We start from the raw sequence: 16645 nt of genomic DNA, 5'->3' as shown, positions 1-16645 counted from the left end.
GGTGCGGGCATGACAGAGACCCGCCTCACCTGGCAGGAAAGCGCCCTCAAGGCCGCTTTCGCCGAACTCTGCCGCGCGCTGGGCGGCTTCCGTCCGGCCGCGCGCGTGCCGGGCGTCCGCGTCAGCTGGCAGCGCCTGCAGCAATATGCGAGCCCCGCCGACGAACATGCCGAGTGCTTCCCGACGGCCGACGTCATCGTGGCGCTGGAGGCAGAAGCCGAGAGGCGTCTGTCGCGGCCGTTCGTGACCGAGTTCCTCGCCGACGCGCTCGAGCGCGATGTCGTGCGCCGCGACAAGAGCACGGGCCGGGACTGCCTGCGCCAGCTGTCCAGCGAAGTCACCTGCGCCTCGGCCGAACTGATCGCCAAGATCACTCGCGACGTCGCCGACGGCATCATCACCGAGCAGGAACGCCACGAAGAGATGGAGCTGCTCGAAACCCAGATCGAGAAGCTGCAGGCCTACCACGCCGCCCTCGGCGGCCAGCGCGGCGACGCGATCGTCCTGCCCTCCATCCGCTCGCGCGCCGGCAACGATCCCTCCCCTTCATCATCGGCATCATCAGGAGCGCGGAAGTGAGTACCAACGAGGACGAAACGCCGGACGTCGGCGGCGTGGCAGCAGGCGAGCTCCGCCAGTTCATCGAACGCATCGAGCGCCTCGAGGAAGAGAAGCAGGGCATCGCCGAGGACATCAAGGACGTCTACGGCGAGCTTAAGGGTCGCGGCTACGACGCCAAGGCGGTCCGGAAGATCGTGGCGATCCGCAGGAAGGACGCGAAGGAGCGGGCCGAGGAGGAATCGATCCTCGAGCTCTACATGAACGCGCTGGGGATCGCCTGATGACGACCCGCCAGATCAAGCCGCTCGCCCTTCCGGACATCCCCCCTGGCGATGTCGACATGCCGGCGCCGACCTTCGAATGGTTGAGCCCGCTCGACCTGCTGGTCGACGAGACGTATCAGCGCGACCTCTCTGACAACTCGGTTCGCCTGATCCGCAAGATTGTCGGAGGCTGGGACTGGCGCCGGTTCAAGCCGCCCGTCGTGGTGAAGACGGATGCCGGCTTCGAGGTTATCGACGGCCAGCATACGGCGATCGCCGCCGCCACCCATCCAGAGATAACGCGCATCCCGGTCATGCTCGTGGAAGCGGCCGAACTCGCGGAGCGCGCTTCAGCCTTCCTCGGCCACAACCGTGATCGCATCGCCGTCACCCCCGCGCAGATGCATTACGCAGCCGTTGCGGCCGGCGACGAGGATGCGCTGACGGTTGCGCAAGTCTGCGCCCGCGCCGGCGTCAAGATCGCGCGCCACCCGCCTGGGCAGGGACGATACCGTATCGGCGAAACATCTGCCGTCGGCTCTCTCGGCGCGCTGATCTCCCGGCGCGGGGTCAAGCCCGCGCGCGAAATCCTGCAGGTCCTGGTCGAGGCCGGTTGCGCACCGATCTCGGCGGAGCAGATCCGAGCCGCCGAGATGCTGCTGACCGACGCCGAATATAGCGGCGACATCGAGGCCGCCGACCTGGTCACCACGATCATCGCCACCCGCGAGGACGCCGAACGCGAAGCGAAGACGTTCGCGGCCGCGCATCAGGTGCCGCGCTGGAAGGCGCTCGGCATCGTCTGGTTCAAGAGGAAACCCCGTGGACGTAAACGCGCGGCTTGATGCCCTTCAAGCGGAAATCGACCGTCTGCAGGATCGGATCGAGATCCTGGAAGCGGCCATGGGCATGGAATTTCTGGCACCCGTCGAGTTTCGGCTGACCGGCAGCGAAAACCGCGTTCTCGGCGTGCTTCTGAAACGCGATCTCGCCACCAGGAACGCCTTGCTCGCGGCCCTCTACCGGGACGATGGGCGCGATCAGCCGGAAGAAAAGATCATCGACGTCTTCATCTGCAAGCTGCGGGCGAAGCTCCGCCCCTTCGGCCTGGAGATCGCCACGCATTGGGGCAACGGCTGGTCCATGACGCCGGCGATGAAGGCCCGCATCCACGAGATCGAGGGCCACGCATGACCTGGGCCGAATTCACTCCCGAGCAGCGCGGCCAGGCCGTGCAGGATGCGATCGCGGCCGGTTGCCTCAGCGCCAGCGACATCGCCGGCCATCTGCACGTCTCCCGCAACGCCGTCATCGGCGTCTGCCAGCGTCGCGGCATCAAGCTTCCGAATTCCGGCAAGCCTGCGCCCCACATCCACGCGGCGCCTGTTCCCCGCCCGGCCCTACCTGTCCCGTCTCGGCCGAGGGCGGAAACGCCAGCCGAGCCAAGCGCTCCGCCGTCGAAGTGTGCGGCAGAACCAACCACCGCCACCGTTCCGGTTCCTCGGCGCGCGCCCGCGCCGGTCCCAACCGGCGGCATCCCCTTCCCGCGCGAGAGTAAAACGCAATGCGCCCATCCGTTGTGGAATGACGCCACGCCGGCGGATGATCGCCGTTGCTGCGGCCAGCGAGTCCAACCGGGCGCCTGGCGCGAATACTGCGATCCCTGCCTGGCGAAAAGCGCCGGCATCACGGTCGAGGACGTCCAGCGCCGGCGCAAGCTGCGGGTGGCCGGCCGATGAACGCCATCACCCGCCTGAAAGACGCGAAGGTCTGGGCGCGCGATCCCGACGATTGGTATGTCGAGCCGGAATGGTGCTCGCGGCGGCTATTCGAGGTCGAGCCGTTCACCGGCACGATCCACGATCCCGCCTGCGGCTTCGGCCGCATTGTCGAAGCCGCCCGCGATGCCGGGCATCAGGCGTTCGGCTCGGACCTTCATCATCGCTGGCCGCCGTCGCATGGCGGATACATGCCTGCCGATTATCGCCAGTGGCCGCCGGCCGAGGCGTTTTACGGCAGCGTCTGGCATCGCGGCTTCGACAACGTCGTCAGCAACCCACCCTTCAAGTTCGCCGACCCGCGCGACAACAAGGCGGAATGCTTCGTGCGCATGGCGCTGGCGCGCACCAGGCGCAAGGTCGCGATGCTGCTGCCGACAACGTGGCAGTGTGGCGGCAAACGCGGTGCCTGGCTGGAAACGACGCCGCTCTTCCGCATCTGGAACCTTGGCCCTCGTCCCTCCATGCCGCCCGGCACGGTGATCCAGGAGGGCGCGGCAGCCGGCAGCGGGACGAAGGACTTCTCGTGGTTCGTCTGGCTGCACGGCTTTGACGGCGCACCGACGGTGTCTTGGCTGCGCCGGGAGGCGAATGCGGCATGAGCGCGCCCGATCTCTTCGGCACGCCGGCGGCCGCAGCGGCCCAGCGCAAACCCGCCCCGCCGTCTTACACCGGTCCACGCTGCCCCGGCACCGGCCATCCGCTCCGCTGCGCCTGTGGTGCTTGGGCGTCGATCGGCACGGGCGTGCACCTTCGAGACAACCGGCTCGGGACATGGCGCTGCGGCGCCTGCGCCCGGGCGGCTGGAGACCTCTTGAGCAGGGAGACTTCGCAATGAGCCGTCACCGTCTTCAGAAGCATGTCCGCCAGGTCCTCGCCCGCGCGAGGCAAGAGGCGAAGGCGTTCGGCATCGCCGTCTCGGTCGCGCTCGGCAAGCACCCGAAGCTGATCCTGCAGCTCGGCCGCAAGCGCATCTGCCTCGGCCTGCCGCGCAGCACGGGCAACATCGAGGAATCGATCCGCAGCGGCATCGCGGCCGTCCGGCGCGCGATCAGGGGATTGGTGCCAGCTTGACGCCAGTTTACCCCGCCAGCCCGACGCCTTTGCGCAGCACCGCATTCATGCGCTTCTGCCAGCCCGGTCCTTCCTCCTTGAAGCGCTGCAGGACGTCCTGGTCGACGCGGATGGTCACCTGCTGTTTCGTGGGTGCCTTCTGCGGACCACGCTGGCCCCGCGCGCGCGCCACGATCTCCGGCGCGGCGTCGGCGGCCGGACGCATGCGCGCCATCCGCTCGTCGGTCAGGATCGGATTGTCCGGATCGTCGGCGGCCGCAGCCTCGATGGCGGCGTCCTCTTCCGGCGTGATGTCTTCCAGCGACTTGAGAGCCAACGCACGGGCCTTGGCCCGCGCCTCATCCGAGAGCTTCGACATAGCGCTTGATCTCCCTGCTGTTCGCCTTGCGAAGGCTGATGATGTGGGTGGCCTCACGGCGGGTGAAGACCAGAACGTGCAAGCGGGCACCGATGAAGCCAAAGGCGATTTCCCGGCGCTCGCCGTAAGCGAACCGCTCGTCATCGACGATCATGGCCGTCTGCCAGTCGAAGGCATCTGCGGCGGTGAAATCAACGCCGTGCTTGGCGTTGTTCGTCTCCCGCTTGCCTTCGTCCCAGCTGTACATCGCGCCACCCCGTTGCCTGATCTTTTTGTAGTTCGTTTATCGCGCTCGATCAAGTATATTGTAGATGCAAAAAGAACGTCGGTGCGGGCATGAGCGACCAGAGCGTCGGCCCCCGCTATTCCCTTGCCCCTCGCGGCATCGCCGAGGATCGCCGGCTCACGCCCAGCGCCAAGGACGTGCTGCTGATCCTGACCGAGCACACCAACAAGACGGGCTGGTGCTACCGCAAGCAGAAGTCGATCGCCGACCAATTGCGCTACTCCCGCAAAACCGTGCAGGCGGCTCTCTACCTCCTGCAGCGCTCAGGCTGGATCGAGATCGAGTCCGGCAAGGAAAAGGGCGGGACCTCCCGCTACCGCGTGAACATGGCGCCCGTTGCGCGCCAGATGGACTTCTTCGCCGTGGAAGATGCCGCTCTTCCCGACGCCCCCTCGCCCGCAGGTGCCGCCCTGCAGGCCAAGGGGGGTGCCACCTTCAGGGGTGGCAGGGGTGCCACCCCCAGGGTGGCAGGGGTGCCACCCTCAGAGGTGGCACCATCAACGGTTATATCTAACGGAAGAATCCAACGGAAGGATGCTGATGACCCGGGCGCTGCCGCGCTCCCGAGCCATGGCGCCTCGACGGAAGAGACCCCGGCCGGCCGCCTCGCCGCTTCGATCGCCTTCCCGGCCCAGCCGGTTCCCGCGTCTGCCGTGGCGTTTGGGACCCGTGCCGAGCAGGACCGCCTGCAGGATGCGCTTCACCGTGCCGCCGGTGACGCCCTGAACGCGGCCTCCCCCGGCCTGCTGGTGCTGTCCGCACCGCTCCGCTGGCTCGCCCATGGCTGCGATCTCCAGGCGGACATCCTGCCAGCCATCCAGGCCGTCGCCGCCCGTCATCGGGGAAGTCCGGTCCGCGCCTGGGATTACTTCACGTCCGCGGTCTTCGAGGCTCGCGACCGTCGCCTGCAGCCCGCGCCGCCTGCCCTCGTCCAGTACCCGCCCAACGTCACCCCCTTCCAGCCGAGGAGAACCGAACATGCTCCCGACCATCGCACGAACCGGCGACTTGATGCCGACGTCGCCGCATTCGCTCGCCTCGTTGCGACTCGCCAACAGAACGATGCAGGTTGACGGCCGGCTGGTGTTTCGCGCCCGCCGAGGGCTGACCGAGGCCGAACGGCGCTCCCTCGCCTCCGAACTTCGGGCGCTGCGCGGCCGCCTGACGCCCGCCTCCGACCAGGACGTCGCAGCTCAGATCCTCCCGATCATGAAGGCCCGGCCAAGCCGCGGCGAGGGTGGCGCCGCGGAATTCCGCGCGGCCGCGTTCCTCGACGCGCTCACCGGCCTGCCGATCGAGGCGCTGATCGCCGCCTGCCGCGCCATCAATCACGGTACCGCGCCGGGGATCAGCCGGACCTTCATGCCGACGCCGGCCGAAATCGCACACGAAACCCGCCGCCATGCCGCCCGGCTCCGCGCCGAAATGATCCGCATCGATGCGGTGCTGCAGGCGCGAGAGGATTTCGAGCCCGACCCGTCCGCCCGCGCCAACAGCCGCGCGCTGCGGCGGGCCGAGGAACTCAGCAGGAAGCTGGAAGCCGTGAGCGCAAACGACCGCGCCAGCCTGCGCCGCTCCACCAGCGAGCAACCCACGCCGACAGGCGCGGAAGGATTGCCGGACGTACGGTTGCCGGGGTGGAGGAAGGTGGGAGATGTTCCGTGCCAAAAGACAGGAGAAGCGGAAGGTGCCTGAGCGGCAGACCGATCGGCAGCGCGTTGAAGTCACGCTGATCTCGCAGATCCTGCTGGGCGTCCTGATCAACGGGGTGGACCGGCAGGACGAGACGGCGATCCGGACGCACCTGCTCCTGAAGCAGGCGACGGATGAAGCGGTGTCGGACCTGGTCGACGGCCACCGCAACCGGCTCCTGCGCCGCTCGGAATACGCCCATCGCGAGATAATGGAGCCGTTCACCCGGGCCGGATCGTCGGTCGCTGTGCTCGGCCTGGTCGCGTTCTATTTCCTGCAGGAGCTCGTCCGGCAGGAATATCTGTGCGTGGGAAGAGACAGCGCACTGAAGCGTGCCCTGGATCTGCTGCTGCCGGCCCTGGAACCGGCCGCCAATGTGCCGGAACTCGACGGGGAAGCGCAGCGCCGGCTACCGGAGTTCATCGAGAAGATGCACCGGCAGGGCTACTTCAGAAAGCTTCATCTGGGCGAGGTATTGGCTCGCCCAGCATTGTGAGCGGAAATTTCTCCGACTTCGGCGTGCCGCCGGCGTGGCGGTACATCGTGCGTTCTAGTGCGACACTGTCCGGCCGAGATCCGCAGCGCCGGCACCGAAGGCGCGGCACAATGTCGGCGAGGCTCCGGTAAGGCGAGCGGCGCCAGACATCCTCGAAGGGCAGATCGACCCACAGCCGGCACTTTGGGCAGCCGACAAGGAATCGGGTCCAGCCCGCAAGCTCCGCCTCGCCCAGAGTTTTCGGTGTCTCGCCCACATACATCCCGGCATCATGCACGGGAACGGAAAGAGAACAAGAACGGGCATGGCACCCGTTCTTTCACAGGTTCGTCAGCGGAAATTGCTGATGATGCACGCACGCTTTTACTTCCCGGAAGAACTGACGGAAACCTTCGGTGAGCCGCGTCGCCAACAACGTTTAACGTCGCGGAATTCGTACTGCCGCTGGGAGCACGCGGGACCGAGGCCGCCAATGCGGCGCTCTCCCTTTACCTGATCGCCGCGGAGGAACGGTGATGATCGATCACGAAGTGTGACGCGCGCACGCGAAGAAAAGCTCCCCTCCGACTGTGAGATCGGAAGAGAGCTCTCTGGAGAGCAGTATCCGAATGGCTATCGAACCTGCTAAATTCTATTTACACCTGAAACTGGCATACAGCTACTTTCTTTTCATCTTTTTCAAGAATAGAAGGATTGTAGGTATTTCGGGAGCGGGCACGGGGGCTCGCTCTGCAGATTTACCAGGGAGGCACTACTGAATGGCCGATACAATTAACGGAACGTCTGCAGCAGACTCGCTCACGGGCAGTGGCGACGACCTCATCTATGGCTTCGAGGGCAATGACACGATCAGCGCTTCGGACGGAAATTCCACGATTTATGGCGGACAGGGCGACGATACGATCTCCGCTCGCGACAGCGACAGCCTGATCTATGGCAATCTCGGCAATGACCGGATCGCGATTGCCGGCGGAAGCGCGACCGTCTACGGCGGCCAAGGCGATGATCGGGTCACCGTCCTGGGCGCTTCGGGTTCGGTTATCTACGGCAATGCCGGCAATGACACGATCTACGTGAGTGCCAGCAGTTCCTCGATCGTTTACGGCGGCGAAGGTAACGATAATATCGAAGCGGGTGGCGGTTCGGGCAACGTGCTCTATGGCGGCGCCGGAAACGACTATGTCGAACTGTACACCACGACGGGTTCCGTGGCTTACGGCGGCGACGGAGATGATGAAGTCGAGACCTACAGTGGCTCGAGCAACGTCATCTATGGCAATGCCGGCAACGATCGGATGGACGTCCAGGACTACAACTCCACGGCGTATGGCGGCCAAGGCGACGACACGATCTACTCAGGCACTTATTATAATGGCGGTAGTGCGGCGGATGTCGTCTACGGCAACAAGGGCAACGATACCGTCTACGTCGTCGGTCAAGGCTCGACGGTGTATGGCGGCCAGGGCGATGACACGATCTATACGTCCTACTACTACGGAAACAGCGCTGGCCAGAACGTCGTCTACGGCAATCTCGGCAACGACAAGATCCTCGACTTCGCCGGCACTGCCAGCAACGGCAACACGGTCTATGGCGGCCAGGGAGAAGATACCGTTACGCTGACCGGCGCCAACGATGTGGTCTTTGGCGGCATCGATGACGACACGATCGCCGTGTCGGGCGATGGCGCGCTGATCTATGGCAACCAGGGTGCGGATGCCATCACCGCCAGCGGTGACCTTGCCACTGTTTTTGGCGGCCAGGGCGACGACGGTATCACCGCATCTGCCGACCACGCCTTGATTTACGGCAACAAGGGCGACGACAACGTCACAGCCGAGGGAGACGCTTCCACAGTCTATGGCGGTCAGGGCGACGACAACGTCACCGCTTCTGGGGACGCCAATATCGTCTACGGCAACCTCGGCAACGACACGCTCACTGTTTCCGGCAATGCGTCGACGGTCTATGGCGGCCAGGGTGATGACACGATCACCGCGACCGGCACGAACGACGTCCTCGTCGGTGGTATCGGTAACGACACCTTCCTGCTGGGATCGGTCGGAGCTGGGGCCTCGATCTCCGACTTTGTAACGGGCGAGGACAAGGTAAACCTCGGCAGCTATTATGGCACCGAGGACAACTTCACCGCGTCCAAGGTCACCGGCATCGGCTCCATGGCCGATGCTTCAAGCTACGCCACGACACTGCTCTCGGGGAACGACGATCTCGAGTACGTGTTCGTCGCGGGCGATTCGGACGGTTACCTCATCAGTCGGGATGGCACCTCTGTCACGCTGACGGGTGACAGCAGCCTCACCGATGTCGCCTACAATGACATCCTCGGCAAGAGCCCGGCAGTCGAGATCGATTAAACACCGACCATGGGGCCGCCCTTCGGGGCGGCCTTTCTTTCAACCCGACAGGTTCTCAGCCAGATCTGCGCCAACCGGCTTGATGGCAAACTGCTCCGGGCCGTCCACGACCTTGATGCCGCGGAAACCCTTGATCGCCGCGGCGTCCTTGCCGATCGCACTCTTGTCGATCTCTTCCTTCACCCGCACGAATCGGTTGAGGCCGACCTTGCGCAGGCGGGCGATCAGGCCCTCGGACTTCGTGGCATCGAATTCCACGCGCGAGCGGCCGGCGCGCCATGCAATCTCGCCGGTGCCGAACTTGAAGCTCTTCTTCTTGCCCTCGTTGGTCAGCCGCTTGCGGTTTTCGGCGCAGTAGGCTTCGACGGTCCAGACGAGGCGGTTCCGTTCCTCCTGGTGCGGCTTCGCGCGGTCCTCGGCATCCTTGGACACCTTGGCGACCCGCTCGCTCTTGTCCGCCTCGATGCGGGCGAGCTCGCGGTCCAGTTCGCCCAGGCGGCCGATCGCGGCCTCGCAGGCGGCATCGTCGGGAAGACGGGCAGGTTCAGGCGTGTTCGTTTCGGCCATGGGATCAGCCTCGTTCAGGAATCAGGGGATGGGGGATGGGTACGGAGCCGGCGCGATCGGCGCCGGTCAGTCTTCGTCTTCGTGGGAGCGGAAGCGGCCGCGCTCGTCGCGCCGGTGGCCTCGGCGCTGCAGCTCTTCACCGAGCCGGCGCTCGACGGCGGCCTCGATGCGGCGCTCTTCCTCGTCCTGGTCGGCGCGTTCCTCGATGATGTCGGCGTGCCGTTTCACGGCGCTGGTCTGCTCGCGCATGACACCGGTCTGATCGCGGATCGCCCCGGTCTGCTCGCGAATGGCGCCGGCCAGGTCCTGCATGGACATGCGGTCGGCCAGCGCGCCGCCGGTGACGACGGCAACGGAGCTTTCCGCCGACCCTTCACGGTGGGCGCCGCCCTTGCGGAGATAGCCGAACGCGCCGGCGCCGACGGCGACGAGCAGAACGGCGAAGTTCGATGCCGCCTGCGCCCAGGGCGGCAGGTACTCGAACCAGGCGCTGGGATCATGCCCTTCCATTCCGGGCGACCTCATCGGAAAGGCGCGCATCCGAGCTCGCCCGAAACAGGTTGAAGATGTCGAGCGCCAGAAGCACGGGGTAGACCGCAAGGCCGGTGGGCACGGTGCCCGCCTGCAGGAAGCAGAGCGAGATCTGCAGCCAGAAGAAGCAGGACAGGAACGCCATGATCGCGCGCACATGCGGCGTGCGGCGGCGGGTGCCGTTGATGAAGAGCGCCACCAGCCGCGCCGCGCCGACGATCAGGCAGGCGAGGCCCCACACTCCTTCCGGAGCGACGCGCGCCATGCCGGCATAGGACGGACCGTCGAAGGTCTGCGCCGGCAGGAGCAGGATCCAGCCGAAGTTGAACAGGATGGTGCCGAGCGCCCATTCCGCGACGCGGACCTTGATATGGGTCCGGATTCCGGCGGTGAGTTTGAAGAGCATCACCGTTTCCGCCGCGATCACCGGGCCGAAACCGCCGCGGCGGTCTGGGCGACGATCGCCTGGAAATCCGGAGCGCTGGCGTCCTCGTCCATGTTCAGGCGGGCATAGACCGCCTTGGCGACCGCGACGCCGGCATGGCCCTGGTCGAAATAGCTGGCGAGGCGCTTCGGTGCCTGGGCGAAGCCGTAGTTCAGCGCCGCCGCCAGCACCTGGTTGCCGATCTCGGCCGTCAGCACCTTGCCGCGCGAGGCGCCTGCCACGGAGTTCAGACCGGCGCCGACCATGCGCTCGATCAGCTGGTCGGCATTATGCTGCTGCAGCCAGGTCCGGAGCGGAACCGAGAGGTGCTTCAGCACGAGATGGTAGAGCGCCAAGGCGAGCGCGACGAAACTGCCGCCGAAGGTGACGAGCAGCCAAACGATCAGGTCGCCCCAGGGGACGGTGACGGGCGAGCCGTCTCCGGCGAACGCGGGAGCGACAAGGCAGGCGAGCAGAAGCAGCGCGGCGGCTGCCACGCGAGAGAGGCGGTGCATGGGGATCTCCGAAGGGAGTGGGATCAGAGCAGCTGGCCCTGACGGAATTCGGTGGTGATGGCGCCGAGCAGCTGGCGGCCGAGCGCGTAGACGAGAGCGCCGCCGACGGCCGAGGCGAGGAACGGCCAGACCTGCAGCAGGACCTCGCCGGCCGTGTGCAGCACCGGCGCGGAGGCGATGGCAGGCATCGCGGCGATCGCGGCCTGCGCCGCACCCACCGCGAGGCTCGCGCCAACAGCCGCCGCACCCGTGTTGCGGACAGCGCCGGCGATCTTCACCGTTGGGCGGTCCTTCAGGTCGGCCGGGCTGGCGTTCTGACGTTCCAGCGAGAGCAGCCGCGGCTTTCCGGTTTTCAGGGTGTCTAGCAACGACTGGTCGATGCGGCCGGTGTCAGTGAGCTCGTTATCCGCCTGGAACGCCTTGATGGCGTCGCGGGTGAGGTTGCCGTAGATCCCGTCGACCTTGCCGACGGGATAATGCAGCGCCTTCAGCTGACCTTGCACGCCCCGGATGATCGCGGTCTCGCGCTCCGTCCGCGCCTTGGTCACAGCCAACGGCGCGACGTAGGGCTTTCCGGTCCAGAGCGCCGCCTCGCGCGCCCGGCGCTTCGTCAGGCCCGCGAGTTCCCGGCCCGCCGCGTGGTTCCACAGCGACAGCTGATGGGGCCCGCTGGCATAGTCGCCGGCATTCAGCCGGGCGAGCAGCGTGGAGGTGGTAAAGCCATCCCCTGCCCACTTGCCGCCGGGGCCGATGTTGAAGACGAAGTCCACCAGCGCATCGAACTGGCCCTGTGTCAGCGGGACATGGACGGAGCGGTTGACGATCGCCTCGGCCTCGGCGACGTCGGCCGCAAGGAAGGCTTCCGCCTGCGCCTCGGTAATCGTCATGCCGGGATGCACGTCGTGGGTATGGCCGTAGCCGATGGTCCAGGGCGCACCGCCCGTGGCGGGATCGGGGTAGGCCCTGAGGCGCAGCGCCTCCTCTTCCCGCTCCAGCGCGAAGAGCGCCCGGGAGGCTTTCATGGCGATGGGCATGGGAACTCCGGGCAAAGAAAAACCCGCCTCGATGGGCGGGCGTGATGCGGTCAGCTGGGCCGATCAGGTTTCGTCAGGCGGGGGATACTCGCCGGCGGCAACGTCCCGCGTCGGGAAGGTCGCCAGCAATTCGTGCCGCTCGGCATGCGCGGGATCGGTGAGAACAGCCTCCGGCAGGACAAAGGTGACGCCATCGGCCAGCAGGACCGGCTCGAGCTCATGCCCTTCGCTAGTCTCGCCGCGCACTTGGTCGGCTTGGACTGAAGTGAGGATGATCATTCGGCACCGACCGCTTTCATGTAGGTCGTGAGGATCGTTTGCAGCTTGGCGACATCATCCGCCGTAAGGGCCGCGCCGACATGAAAGGCCGAGACCTGATCGTCGGCATAGGCGGCGGTGCCGCCGCGGCCGAGCGTGATGCTGGCCGTCTGTGTGCCCGGGGCGACGCTCGCGACCGAAGAAGTGCCGAGCAGCGCACCATCCTTGTAGCCGGAGATTGCCGCGGCATCGGCTCGTGTCAGGATCGAATGGCCGGCCCGAGTAGCCGCCTGCCCAAAGGTCCCAGCCGTCGACGTATTCAGCCGGCCGGCCAGAACGCCTGACGCATTTCTCGGCCAGAGGTACATGATCCCGGTGGCGTTCGACGAGCCGAGCAGCGGCTGTGTGCTGGTTCCAGCGGTGCGAACACGGACGCCCTCATGTGCGCTGTTCTGCGTGAGGACCGCAACGGCGGACGGAAGCACGCCAGTGTCGATGTAGTTCGAAGCGCCGTCGAAGCTGAACCCCTGGTCGGCGTTGAAGGTCGGCGAGTTGACGGCGCTGGCGACTTGCGCCGGCGCAACCAGGTTGAGCCGGCCGGCTTGCTCGTCATGAGCGGCGAGAAGCGACAACCAGCCGAGCTTCGACCAGATCCCGGCCGACTTCAGCGAGCGGATCGCCGTGTCATAGACGAGGATGCGCTTCTCCGACGGCTGGACCGTCATGCCGGCCAGAGCGGCCCTGGTTTCGGTCGTGATGCGCTGCCGCGCCGGCCGGTAGCCGGAGGCAACGACGCTGGATGTGATCACGCGGCAATCTCCAGGTCGCCCATGAGAAGCCAGTGGTTCGCGGCGATGCGCACGAGCGCCACGGTGGAGTTCACCGCCCGGAGCGCCAGGCTCGCCGGTGCGTCGATCGTCACGCCGGCACCGGCGGCGATGGTCACGGCGCCAGCCCCCGCCCGGCTGACGTAGACGGTCGCCGCATCGGCAAAGGCTGCGGCGCTGTCCGGCGGCACGGTGATCACGGTCGCCGCGGCGGCGTTCATCCGCACCACCTGGTTCACGTCGCTCGCCAGCAGCGTGTAGCTTGCTGTCTGGGCATTGATGCCGGCGATCGCCGCCTTGGCCGCCGTCGCGCTGGTCGCCGCTGCCGTTGCACTTGTGCCGGCGTTCTTTTCTGACGTGGCAGCCGCCGTTGCACTCTCCCCCGCCGCCTTTTCCGATGCAGCGGCTGCGGCAGCCTTGTCGGTGGCAGTCTGGGCGGCGGTTGCCGCCGTGTCCTTGCTGGACGCGGCCGCGATGGCGGACTTGCCGGCCGCATCAGCGTTCTCCGTGGACGCGGTCTCGCTGGCGGCAGCGGCCTGCGCCGATCCCTTGGCAGCATCGGCGAAGTCGCCGGCGTCCTTCTGCGACGTGGCGGCAGCCGAAGCACTCTCGGCCGCTGCGGTGGCGCTTTTGCCGGCGGCATCATTCGATGCGGCAGCTTCCCGCGCGGAATCGCCGGCGGCATCGCGCGCCGCCTGGGCATCCTCTACCGCCTGCAGGTTGGCCGGGTTCACGTCACCGACTTCGCCCTGCTCCCCCTTCGGTCCCTGCGGCCCGAGAACGTAGACCTTTGCGGTCGTGCTCGCCGGAAGCTCGACCACGGCCGACGAACGGGGATCGACCGGCAGGATCGGCAGGATTCGGACGGTGTGCTGGTGGCCGGCGGGATCGGTCAGAATGATGCGGATGCGGGTCGGGAAGTTCGCCGCGTCAGACTCCTGCGGCTGCACGGAACCGGTGAGTTCCTTCTCCAGTCGGAGCGTCACGGCGCCAGCCGCAACGTCCGTGATCTCCAGGCGGTTGTTGCTGATCGAGAGATCTGCGACCGGGGCAAGGCTGCCGTACCGGTAGAATTCGCCGGTGACGGTATAGCCGGCCAGGTCGATCGCCGCCCCGGTCGAATCCTGCAGCGCGATCGGGAACGCCCAATCGTCACCGATCCAGACGCTGACGGCTTTCGTGGTGTTCATGGAAACTCCGGGCAAAGAAAAAGCCCGCCGGAAGCGGGCTCGGATTAGTGCGTCTGGTAGACGCGGTGTCAGCATTGGGTGGAGAGCGGCCACAGCCTATATTCGAGGAGAGGGCCGTGGCCGTCGCTGAGCCGTTTCCCTTTTTCCGTCTTAATCAGTCAATTTCGGGAAATGTGATTTGGGAACAGAATGCGGGAAAGCGGCATAGGCTACTGCTGTGCACCCCCGCCATGCGACCAGCCGTCCCGCTACACCTTCGTTTGCGGGAAAGATCCGTACCCGTAATGTCAAAGGGTAAGAAGCTTCCGGGCAAGCCCGGAAGCAATTGTTCAGCGTCCCTCGGACCAAGCGATCGCGTCGGCACCAGCCGGCAGGATCATCGGGCAGTCAGGATCGGTCGCTGCGCGAAAGACAGCCTCTGCCACATCCCGCGCAGTAGTCACCTCGCCGCTCGCAGACTGCTGCATGGCGGCCAGCGTCTGCTGGGCGAAGCCGGCGTAGGCGTCAGGGAAACCTCCTTTTGCCATGATCTGCGCCCGAGCAGTGCTGCCGAAGCTGGTTCCAGGCGCGGAACCCGGTACAACTACCCGAGCCCGGATGCCGAACTCCGCAAGCTCCAAGGCCGCACATTCCGTCAGGGCGTTCACGGCCGCCTTGCTCGCGCGGTAGATCGACAGGAGCGGCAGCGGCTTGATGGTCGTGCTGGAACTGACATTGACGATCACTCCCGCACGCCGGTCCCGCATGCCCGGCAGGACCGCCTGCATCATCGCGACAGTCCCGAACGTATTGGTTTCGAACACCTGGCGCACGATCTCCATCGAAGTGCCTTCCACGGCGTTAAGCCAACCGACGCCGGCATTGTTGACCAGCACGTCGATCGCGCCGGCCTCCGCAACCGCCTCCGCAATGCTCTCTAGGTCCGTGACATCGAGTGGCAGCACGCGAAGTCGGTCGGAAACCGGCAGCGAGCTTGCCGATGGATCGCGCATCGTCGCCACGACGCTCCATCCCTGCTCAAGAAAATAGGCTGCTGTCTCGCGACCGAACCCGGTGGAACAGCCGGTTACAAGGACGGTAGGCATCAAAATCAACTCCTCGCAGTGAAGACCAAGACGTAGTTCGCCTCACCCGGACCTGCTACGCTCGGTAGTCCGTAGTTTGTTGGAGCCAGTCCGATCCTGCACGATCCACTCACCCAGGTGATCGGCCTCCTTCGGCCCAGCGCGTCCTTCTCCAAGCTGGCTACGGCCGCCGGGAGCTGGGCTGTACGTCCCCCGGCGGAGGGACCGTTCTACGGAGCCGTCCTCGAAGGGGGGTGCGAGCTGTCGATGGCGGGGCGCTCCCCGATCAGGCTTGGCAGGGGCGACTTCATCCTGCTGCCTGCCGCCGACGATTTCACGATGGCCAGCGTGGTCCCACCGCAGGGTGGCCGTTTGAGCTTGCCGACCCAGGTCAAGCCCGGCGTCTTCCACCTCGGAGAGCCCGGCACGCCCGACACGCGCATGTTGGTCGGCTATTGCGCGTTCGGATCGGACGACGCGACGCTGTTGGTTTCATTGCTGCCCGAACTGGTCGTCGTGCGTGGCGAGCGTCGGCTGACGCTGCTGGTCGAGTTGCTGAGCGAGGAAGCCCGCGCCGAACGCCCCGGTCGCGATGTGGTCCTCGCACGCCTGCTTGAGGTGCTTCTGATCGAGGCGTTTCGCGCGACAACGGGGCCGACCGCCCCGCCCGGACTTCTACGCGGCCTTGCCGACGAACGGGTCGCAGCGGCATTGCGCCGGGTACATGGCGAGCCAGCCCACCCGTGGACGATCGGTGAACTGGCGAAGGCATCCGCCCTCTCGCGCTCCACCTTTTTCGATCGATTCCGCCGCGAGGTCGGCGTCCGCCCGATGGAGTATCTGCTTGGCTGGCGCATGTCGCTTGCGAAGGAGCTATTGCGCAGCGGCGATGTCAGCGTGAGCGAGGTCGCGGAGCGTGTTGGCTACAGCTCTCAAAGCACGTTCAGCGTTGCATTTGCCCGGCAGGTCGGCATGTCACCGACAGCATATGCTCGCGGACGTCCAGTGGGCAGCGATCACGATTTTGCCGGTGATGACGACCAGCGGCCGGTGCTGTACCGATCTGATCGGTACAGCTGGCCTCGGGGTGGCGGCATCTAGATGCCGACCACCGCCATTCCCGAAACTCGATCCTTTTCGGGAAAGCCGGGGTCCTGTTGGAAGGACATCGAGAGGCGGCTTTGGGTCGGAAGCTGCCGCCGCTCAATCGTATCGTCCATTACGCGCCTGGCCGGGAAGCTGCGCGCCGACACGCAGGCCCAGCCACATGATCCAGCGCGTGACCGGATCGACGCCGCAGACGGCCATCGCCTCGCGGAAAATGCGGTCGGCATCCCGGCGGGTTGGCACCA

The 16645-nt window shown here is 66.2% G+C and carries 24 protein-coding genes; 12 read left to right on the top strand and 12 right to left on the bottom strand.

Going from position 1 to position 16645, the window contains the following annotated elements; translation table 11 throughout:
* Positions 1-9 precede the first annotated feature (9 nt).
* The 7 genes from BMY25_RS21150 (at position 10) to BMY25_RS10420 (ending at position 3676) form a co-directional block, all read left to right on the top strand.
* Positions 10-579: a hypothetical protein gene (locus tag BMY25_RS21150; RefSeq protein ID WP_238858269.1), complete on the top strand. Its 570-nt coding sequence runs from the start codon at positions 10-12 to the stop codon at positions 577-579.
* On the top strand, positions 576-842 hold the full coding sequence (locus BMY25_RS21145) for a DUF2312 domain-containing protein (RefSeq protein ID WP_238858268.1): 267 nt from the start codon (positions 576-578) through the stop codon (positions 840-842). Before BMY25_RS21150 ends, BMY25_RS21145 begins: the two co-directional genes overlap by 4 nt.
* 59 nt (positions 843-901) lie before the next feature.
* On the top strand, positions 902-1669 hold the full coding sequence (locus BMY25_RS10440) for a DUF6551 family protein (protein ID WP_092496760.1): 768 nt from the start codon (positions 902-904) through the stop codon (positions 1667-1669).
* Positions 1647-2018, top strand: coding sequence for a helix-turn-helix domain-containing protein (locus BMY25_RS10435; RefSeq protein ID WP_092496595.1), 372 nt, complete (start codon positions 1647-1649; stop codon positions 2016-2018). The genes BMY25_RS10440 and BMY25_RS10435 overlap by 23 nt, the downstream gene beginning before the upstream one ends.
* The gene (locus tag BMY25_RS10430; protein ID WP_092496594.1) at positions 2015-2563 is read left to right on the top strand and encodes a GcrA family cell cycle regulator; all 549 of its coding nucleotides are present in this window, start codon (positions 2015-2017) and stop codon (positions 2561-2563) included. Before BMY25_RS10435 ends, BMY25_RS10430 begins: the two co-directional genes overlap by 4 nt.
* Positions 2560-3204, top strand: coding sequence for a hypothetical protein (locus BMY25_RS10425; protein WP_092496593.1), 645 nt, complete (start codon positions 2560-2562; stop codon positions 3202-3204). Before BMY25_RS10430 ends, BMY25_RS10425 begins: the two co-directional genes overlap by 4 nt.
* Before the next feature lie 232 nt (positions 3205-3436).
* Positions 3437-3676 carry a hypothetical protein gene (locus BMY25_RS10420; protein ID WP_092496592.1) on the top strand — a complete coding sequence of 80 codons (240 nt, stop codon included), beginning with the start codon at positions 3437-3439 and terminating at the stop codon, positions 3674-3676.
* Between the two features lie 7 nt (positions 3677-3683).
* Here BMY25_RS10420 and BMY25_RS10415 read toward each other — a convergent pair whose 3' ends face one another.
* Positions 3684-4034, bottom strand: a complete 351-nt coding sequence (locus BMY25_RS10415; RefSeq protein WP_092496591.1) for a BrnA antitoxin family protein — start codon at positions 4032-4034, stop codon at positions 3684-3686.
* Complete coding sequence (locus tag BMY25_RS10410) at positions 4015-4281, bottom strand: BrnT family toxin (protein WP_092496590.1); 267 nt, start codon at positions 4279-4281, stop codon at positions 4015-4017. Before BMY25_RS10410 ends, BMY25_RS10415 begins: the two co-directional genes overlap by 20 nt.
* 89 nt (positions 4282-4370) lie before the next feature.
* Between BMY25_RS10410 and BMY25_RS10405 the strand changes: the two genes are divergently transcribed.
* From BMY25_RS10405 to BMY25_RS10390, 4 genes are all read left to right on the top strand, one after another.
* Positions 4371-5393 carry a helix-turn-helix domain-containing protein gene (locus BMY25_RS10405; RefSeq protein WP_092496589.1) on the top strand — a complete coding sequence of 341 codons (1023 nt, stop codon included), beginning with the start codon at positions 4371-4373 and terminating at the stop codon, positions 5391-5393.
* The gene (locus BMY25_RS10400) at positions 5383-6015 is read left to right on the top strand and encodes a hypothetical protein (protein WP_092496588.1); all 633 of its coding nucleotides are present in this window, start codon (positions 5383-5385) and stop codon (positions 6013-6015) included. The genes BMY25_RS10405 and BMY25_RS10400 overlap by 11 nt, the downstream gene beginning before the upstream one ends.
* Positions 6008-6508, top strand: coding sequence for a hypothetical protein (locus tag BMY25_RS10395; RefSeq protein WP_092496587.1), 501 nt, complete (start codon positions 6008-6010; stop codon positions 6506-6508). Before BMY25_RS10400 ends, BMY25_RS10395 begins: the two co-directional genes overlap by 8 nt.
* A 758-nt stretch (positions 6509-7266) precedes the next feature.
* Positions 7267-8883: a calcium-binding protein gene (locus BMY25_RS10390; RefSeq protein ID WP_092496586.1), complete on the top strand. Its 1617-nt coding sequence runs from the start codon at positions 7267-7269 to the stop codon at positions 8881-8883.
* A 39-nt stretch (positions 8884-8922) separates the two neighbouring features.
* Here BMY25_RS10390 and BMY25_RS10385 read toward each other — a convergent pair whose 3' ends face one another.
* From BMY25_RS10385 to BMY25_RS10345, 9 genes are all read right to left on the bottom strand, one after another.
* Positions 8923-9450: a host-nuclease inhibitor Gam family protein gene (locus tag BMY25_RS10385; protein WP_092496585.1), complete on the bottom strand. Its 528-nt coding sequence runs from the start codon at positions 9448-9450 to the stop codon at positions 8923-8925.
* A 66-nt stretch (positions 9451-9516) separates the two neighbouring features.
* Positions 9517-9960, bottom strand: a complete 444-nt coding sequence (locus BMY25_RS10380; protein WP_092496584.1) for a hypothetical protein — start codon at positions 9958-9960, stop codon at positions 9517-9519.
* The gene (locus BMY25_RS10375; protein WP_143061937.1) at positions 9947-10387 is read right to left on the bottom strand and encodes a hypothetical protein; all 441 of its coding nucleotides are present in this window, start codon (positions 10385-10387) and stop codon (positions 9947-9949) included. Before BMY25_RS10375 ends, BMY25_RS10380 begins: the two co-directional genes overlap by 14 nt.
* A 17-nt stretch (positions 10388-10404) precedes the next feature.
* The gene (locus BMY25_RS10370; protein WP_092496582.1) at positions 10405-10920 is read right to left on the bottom strand and encodes a hypothetical protein; all 516 of its coding nucleotides are present in this window, start codon (positions 10918-10920) and stop codon (positions 10405-10407) included.
* Positions 10921-10943: 23 nt separating this feature from the next.
* Entirely contained in the window at positions 10944-11954 is a 1011-nt protein-coding gene (locus BMY25_RS20790; protein ID WP_177176814.1) for a glycoside hydrolase family protein, read from the bottom strand.
* 63 nt (positions 11955-12017) lie between these two features.
* Complete coding sequence (locus BMY25_RS10360; RefSeq protein WP_143061936.1) at positions 12018-12200, bottom strand: hypothetical protein; 183 nt, start codon at positions 12198-12200, stop codon at positions 12018-12020.
* A gap of 29 nt (positions 12201-12229) precedes the next feature.
* Positions 12230-13021 carry a hypothetical protein gene (locus BMY25_RS10355; RefSeq protein WP_092496580.1) on the bottom strand — a complete coding sequence of 264 codons (792 nt, stop codon included), beginning with the start codon at positions 13019-13021 and terminating at the stop codon, positions 12230-12232.
* Entirely contained in the window at positions 13018-14229 is a 1212-nt protein-coding gene (locus BMY25_RS10350; protein WP_092496579.1) for a hypothetical protein, read from the bottom strand. The genes BMY25_RS10355 and BMY25_RS10350 overlap by 4 nt, the downstream gene beginning before the upstream one ends.
* Positions 14230-14558: 329 nt before the next feature.
* Positions 14559-15314 (bottom strand): SDR family oxidoreductase, encoded by a 756-nt coding sequence (locus BMY25_RS10345; protein WP_092496578.1) that lies wholly within the window; start codon positions 15312-15314, stop codon positions 14559-14561.
* 96 nt (positions 15315-15410) lie between these two features.
* Between BMY25_RS10345 and BMY25_RS10340 the strand changes: the two genes are divergently transcribed.
* Positions 15411-16394, top strand: a complete 984-nt coding sequence (locus tag BMY25_RS10340) for an AraC family transcriptional regulator (RefSeq protein WP_092496577.1) — start codon at positions 15411-15413, stop codon at positions 16392-16394.
* 102 nt (positions 16395-16496) lie between these two features.
* Here the strand turns inward: BMY25_RS10340 and BMY25_RS21445 are convergent, their stop codons facing one another.
* Positions 16497-16643 carry a DUF1353 domain-containing protein gene (locus BMY25_RS21445; RefSeq protein ID WP_143061935.1) on the bottom strand — a complete coding sequence of 49 codons (147 nt, stop codon included), beginning with the start codon at positions 16641-16643 and terminating at the stop codon, positions 16497-16499.
* Between the last annotated feature and the right edge of the window lie 2 nt (positions 16644-16645).

The organism is Faunimonas pinastri (assembly GCF_900110915.1).
GTDB classification, from domain to species: Bacteria; Pseudomonadota; Alphaproteobacteria; order Rhizobiales; family Afifellaceae; genus Faunimonas; species Faunimonas pinastri.
The sequence above is the reverse complement of the archived record's forward strand: the minus strand, read 5'-3'. Positions and strand labels throughout refer to the sequence as shown.

Bases quoted from the DNA above. Each gene is read 5' to 3' on its own strand.
- BMY25_RS21150 (WP_238858269.1), top strand. From the start codon at position 10: ATGACAGAGACCCGCCTCACCTGGCAGGAAAGCGCCCTCAAGGCCGCT.
- BMY25_RS10425 (WP_092496593.1), top strand. From the start codon at position 2,560: ATGAACGCCATCACCCGCCTGAAAGACGCGAAGGTCTGGGCGCGCGAT.
- BMY25_RS10440 (WP_092496760.1), top strand. From the start codon at position 902: ATGCCGGCGCCGACCTTCGAATGGTTGAGCCCGCTCGACCTGCTGGTC.
- BMY25_RS10400 (WP_092496588.1), top strand. From the start codon at position 5,383: ATGCAGGTTGACGGCCGGCTGGTGTTTCGCGCCCGCCGAGGGCTGACC.
- BMY25_RS10385 (WP_092496585.1), bottom strand. From the start codon at position 9,450: ATGGCCGAAACGAACACGCCTGAACCTGCCCGTCTTCCCGACGATGCC.
- BMY25_RS10415 (WP_092496591.1), bottom strand. From the start codon at position 4,034: ATGTCGAAGCTCTCGGATGAGGCGCGGGCCAAGGCCCGTGCGTTGGCT.
- BMY25_RS10345 (WP_092496578.1), bottom strand. From the start codon at position 15,314: ATGCCTACCGTCCTTGTAACCGGCTGTTCCACCGGGTTCGGTCGCGAG.
- BMY25_RS10410 (WP_092496590.1), bottom strand. From the start codon at position 4,281: ATGTACAGCTGGGACGAAGGCAAGCGGGAGACGAACAACGCCAAGCAC.
- BMY25_RS10380 (WP_092496584.1), bottom strand. From the start codon at position 9,960: ATGGAAGGGCATGATCCCAGCGCCTGGTTCGAGTACCTGCCGCCCTGG.
- BMY25_RS20790 (WP_177176814.1), bottom strand. From the start codon at position 11,954: ATGCCCATCGCCATGAAAGCCTCCCGGGCGCTCTTCGCGCTGGAGCGG.
- BMY25_RS10375 (WP_143061937.1), bottom strand. From the start codon at position 10,387: ATGCTCTTCAAACTCACCGCCGGAATCCGGACCCATATCAAGGTCCGC.
- BMY25_RS10430 (WP_092496594.1), top strand. From the start codon at position 2,015: ATGACCTGGGCCGAATTCACTCCCGAGCAGCGCGGCCAGGCCGTGCAG.
- BMY25_RS10350 (WP_092496579.1), bottom strand. From the start codon at position 14,229: ATGAACACCACGAAAGCCGTCAGCGTCTGGATCGGTGACGATTGGGCG.
- BMY25_RS10370 (WP_092496582.1), bottom strand. From the start codon at position 10,920: ATGCACCGCCTCTCTCGCGTGGCAGCCGCCGCGCTGCTTCTGCTCGCC.
- BMY25_RS10390 (WP_092496586.1), top strand. From the start codon at position 7,267: ATGGCCGATACAATTAACGGAACGTCTGCAGCAGACTCGCTCACGGGC.
- BMY25_RS10405 (WP_092496589.1), top strand. From the start codon at position 4,371: ATGAGCGACCAGAGCGTCGGCCCCCGCTATTCCCTTGCCCCTCGCGGC.
- BMY25_RS10420 (WP_092496592.1), top strand. From the start codon at position 3,437: ATGAGCCGTCACCGTCTTCAGAAGCATGTCCGCCAGGTCCTCGCCCGC.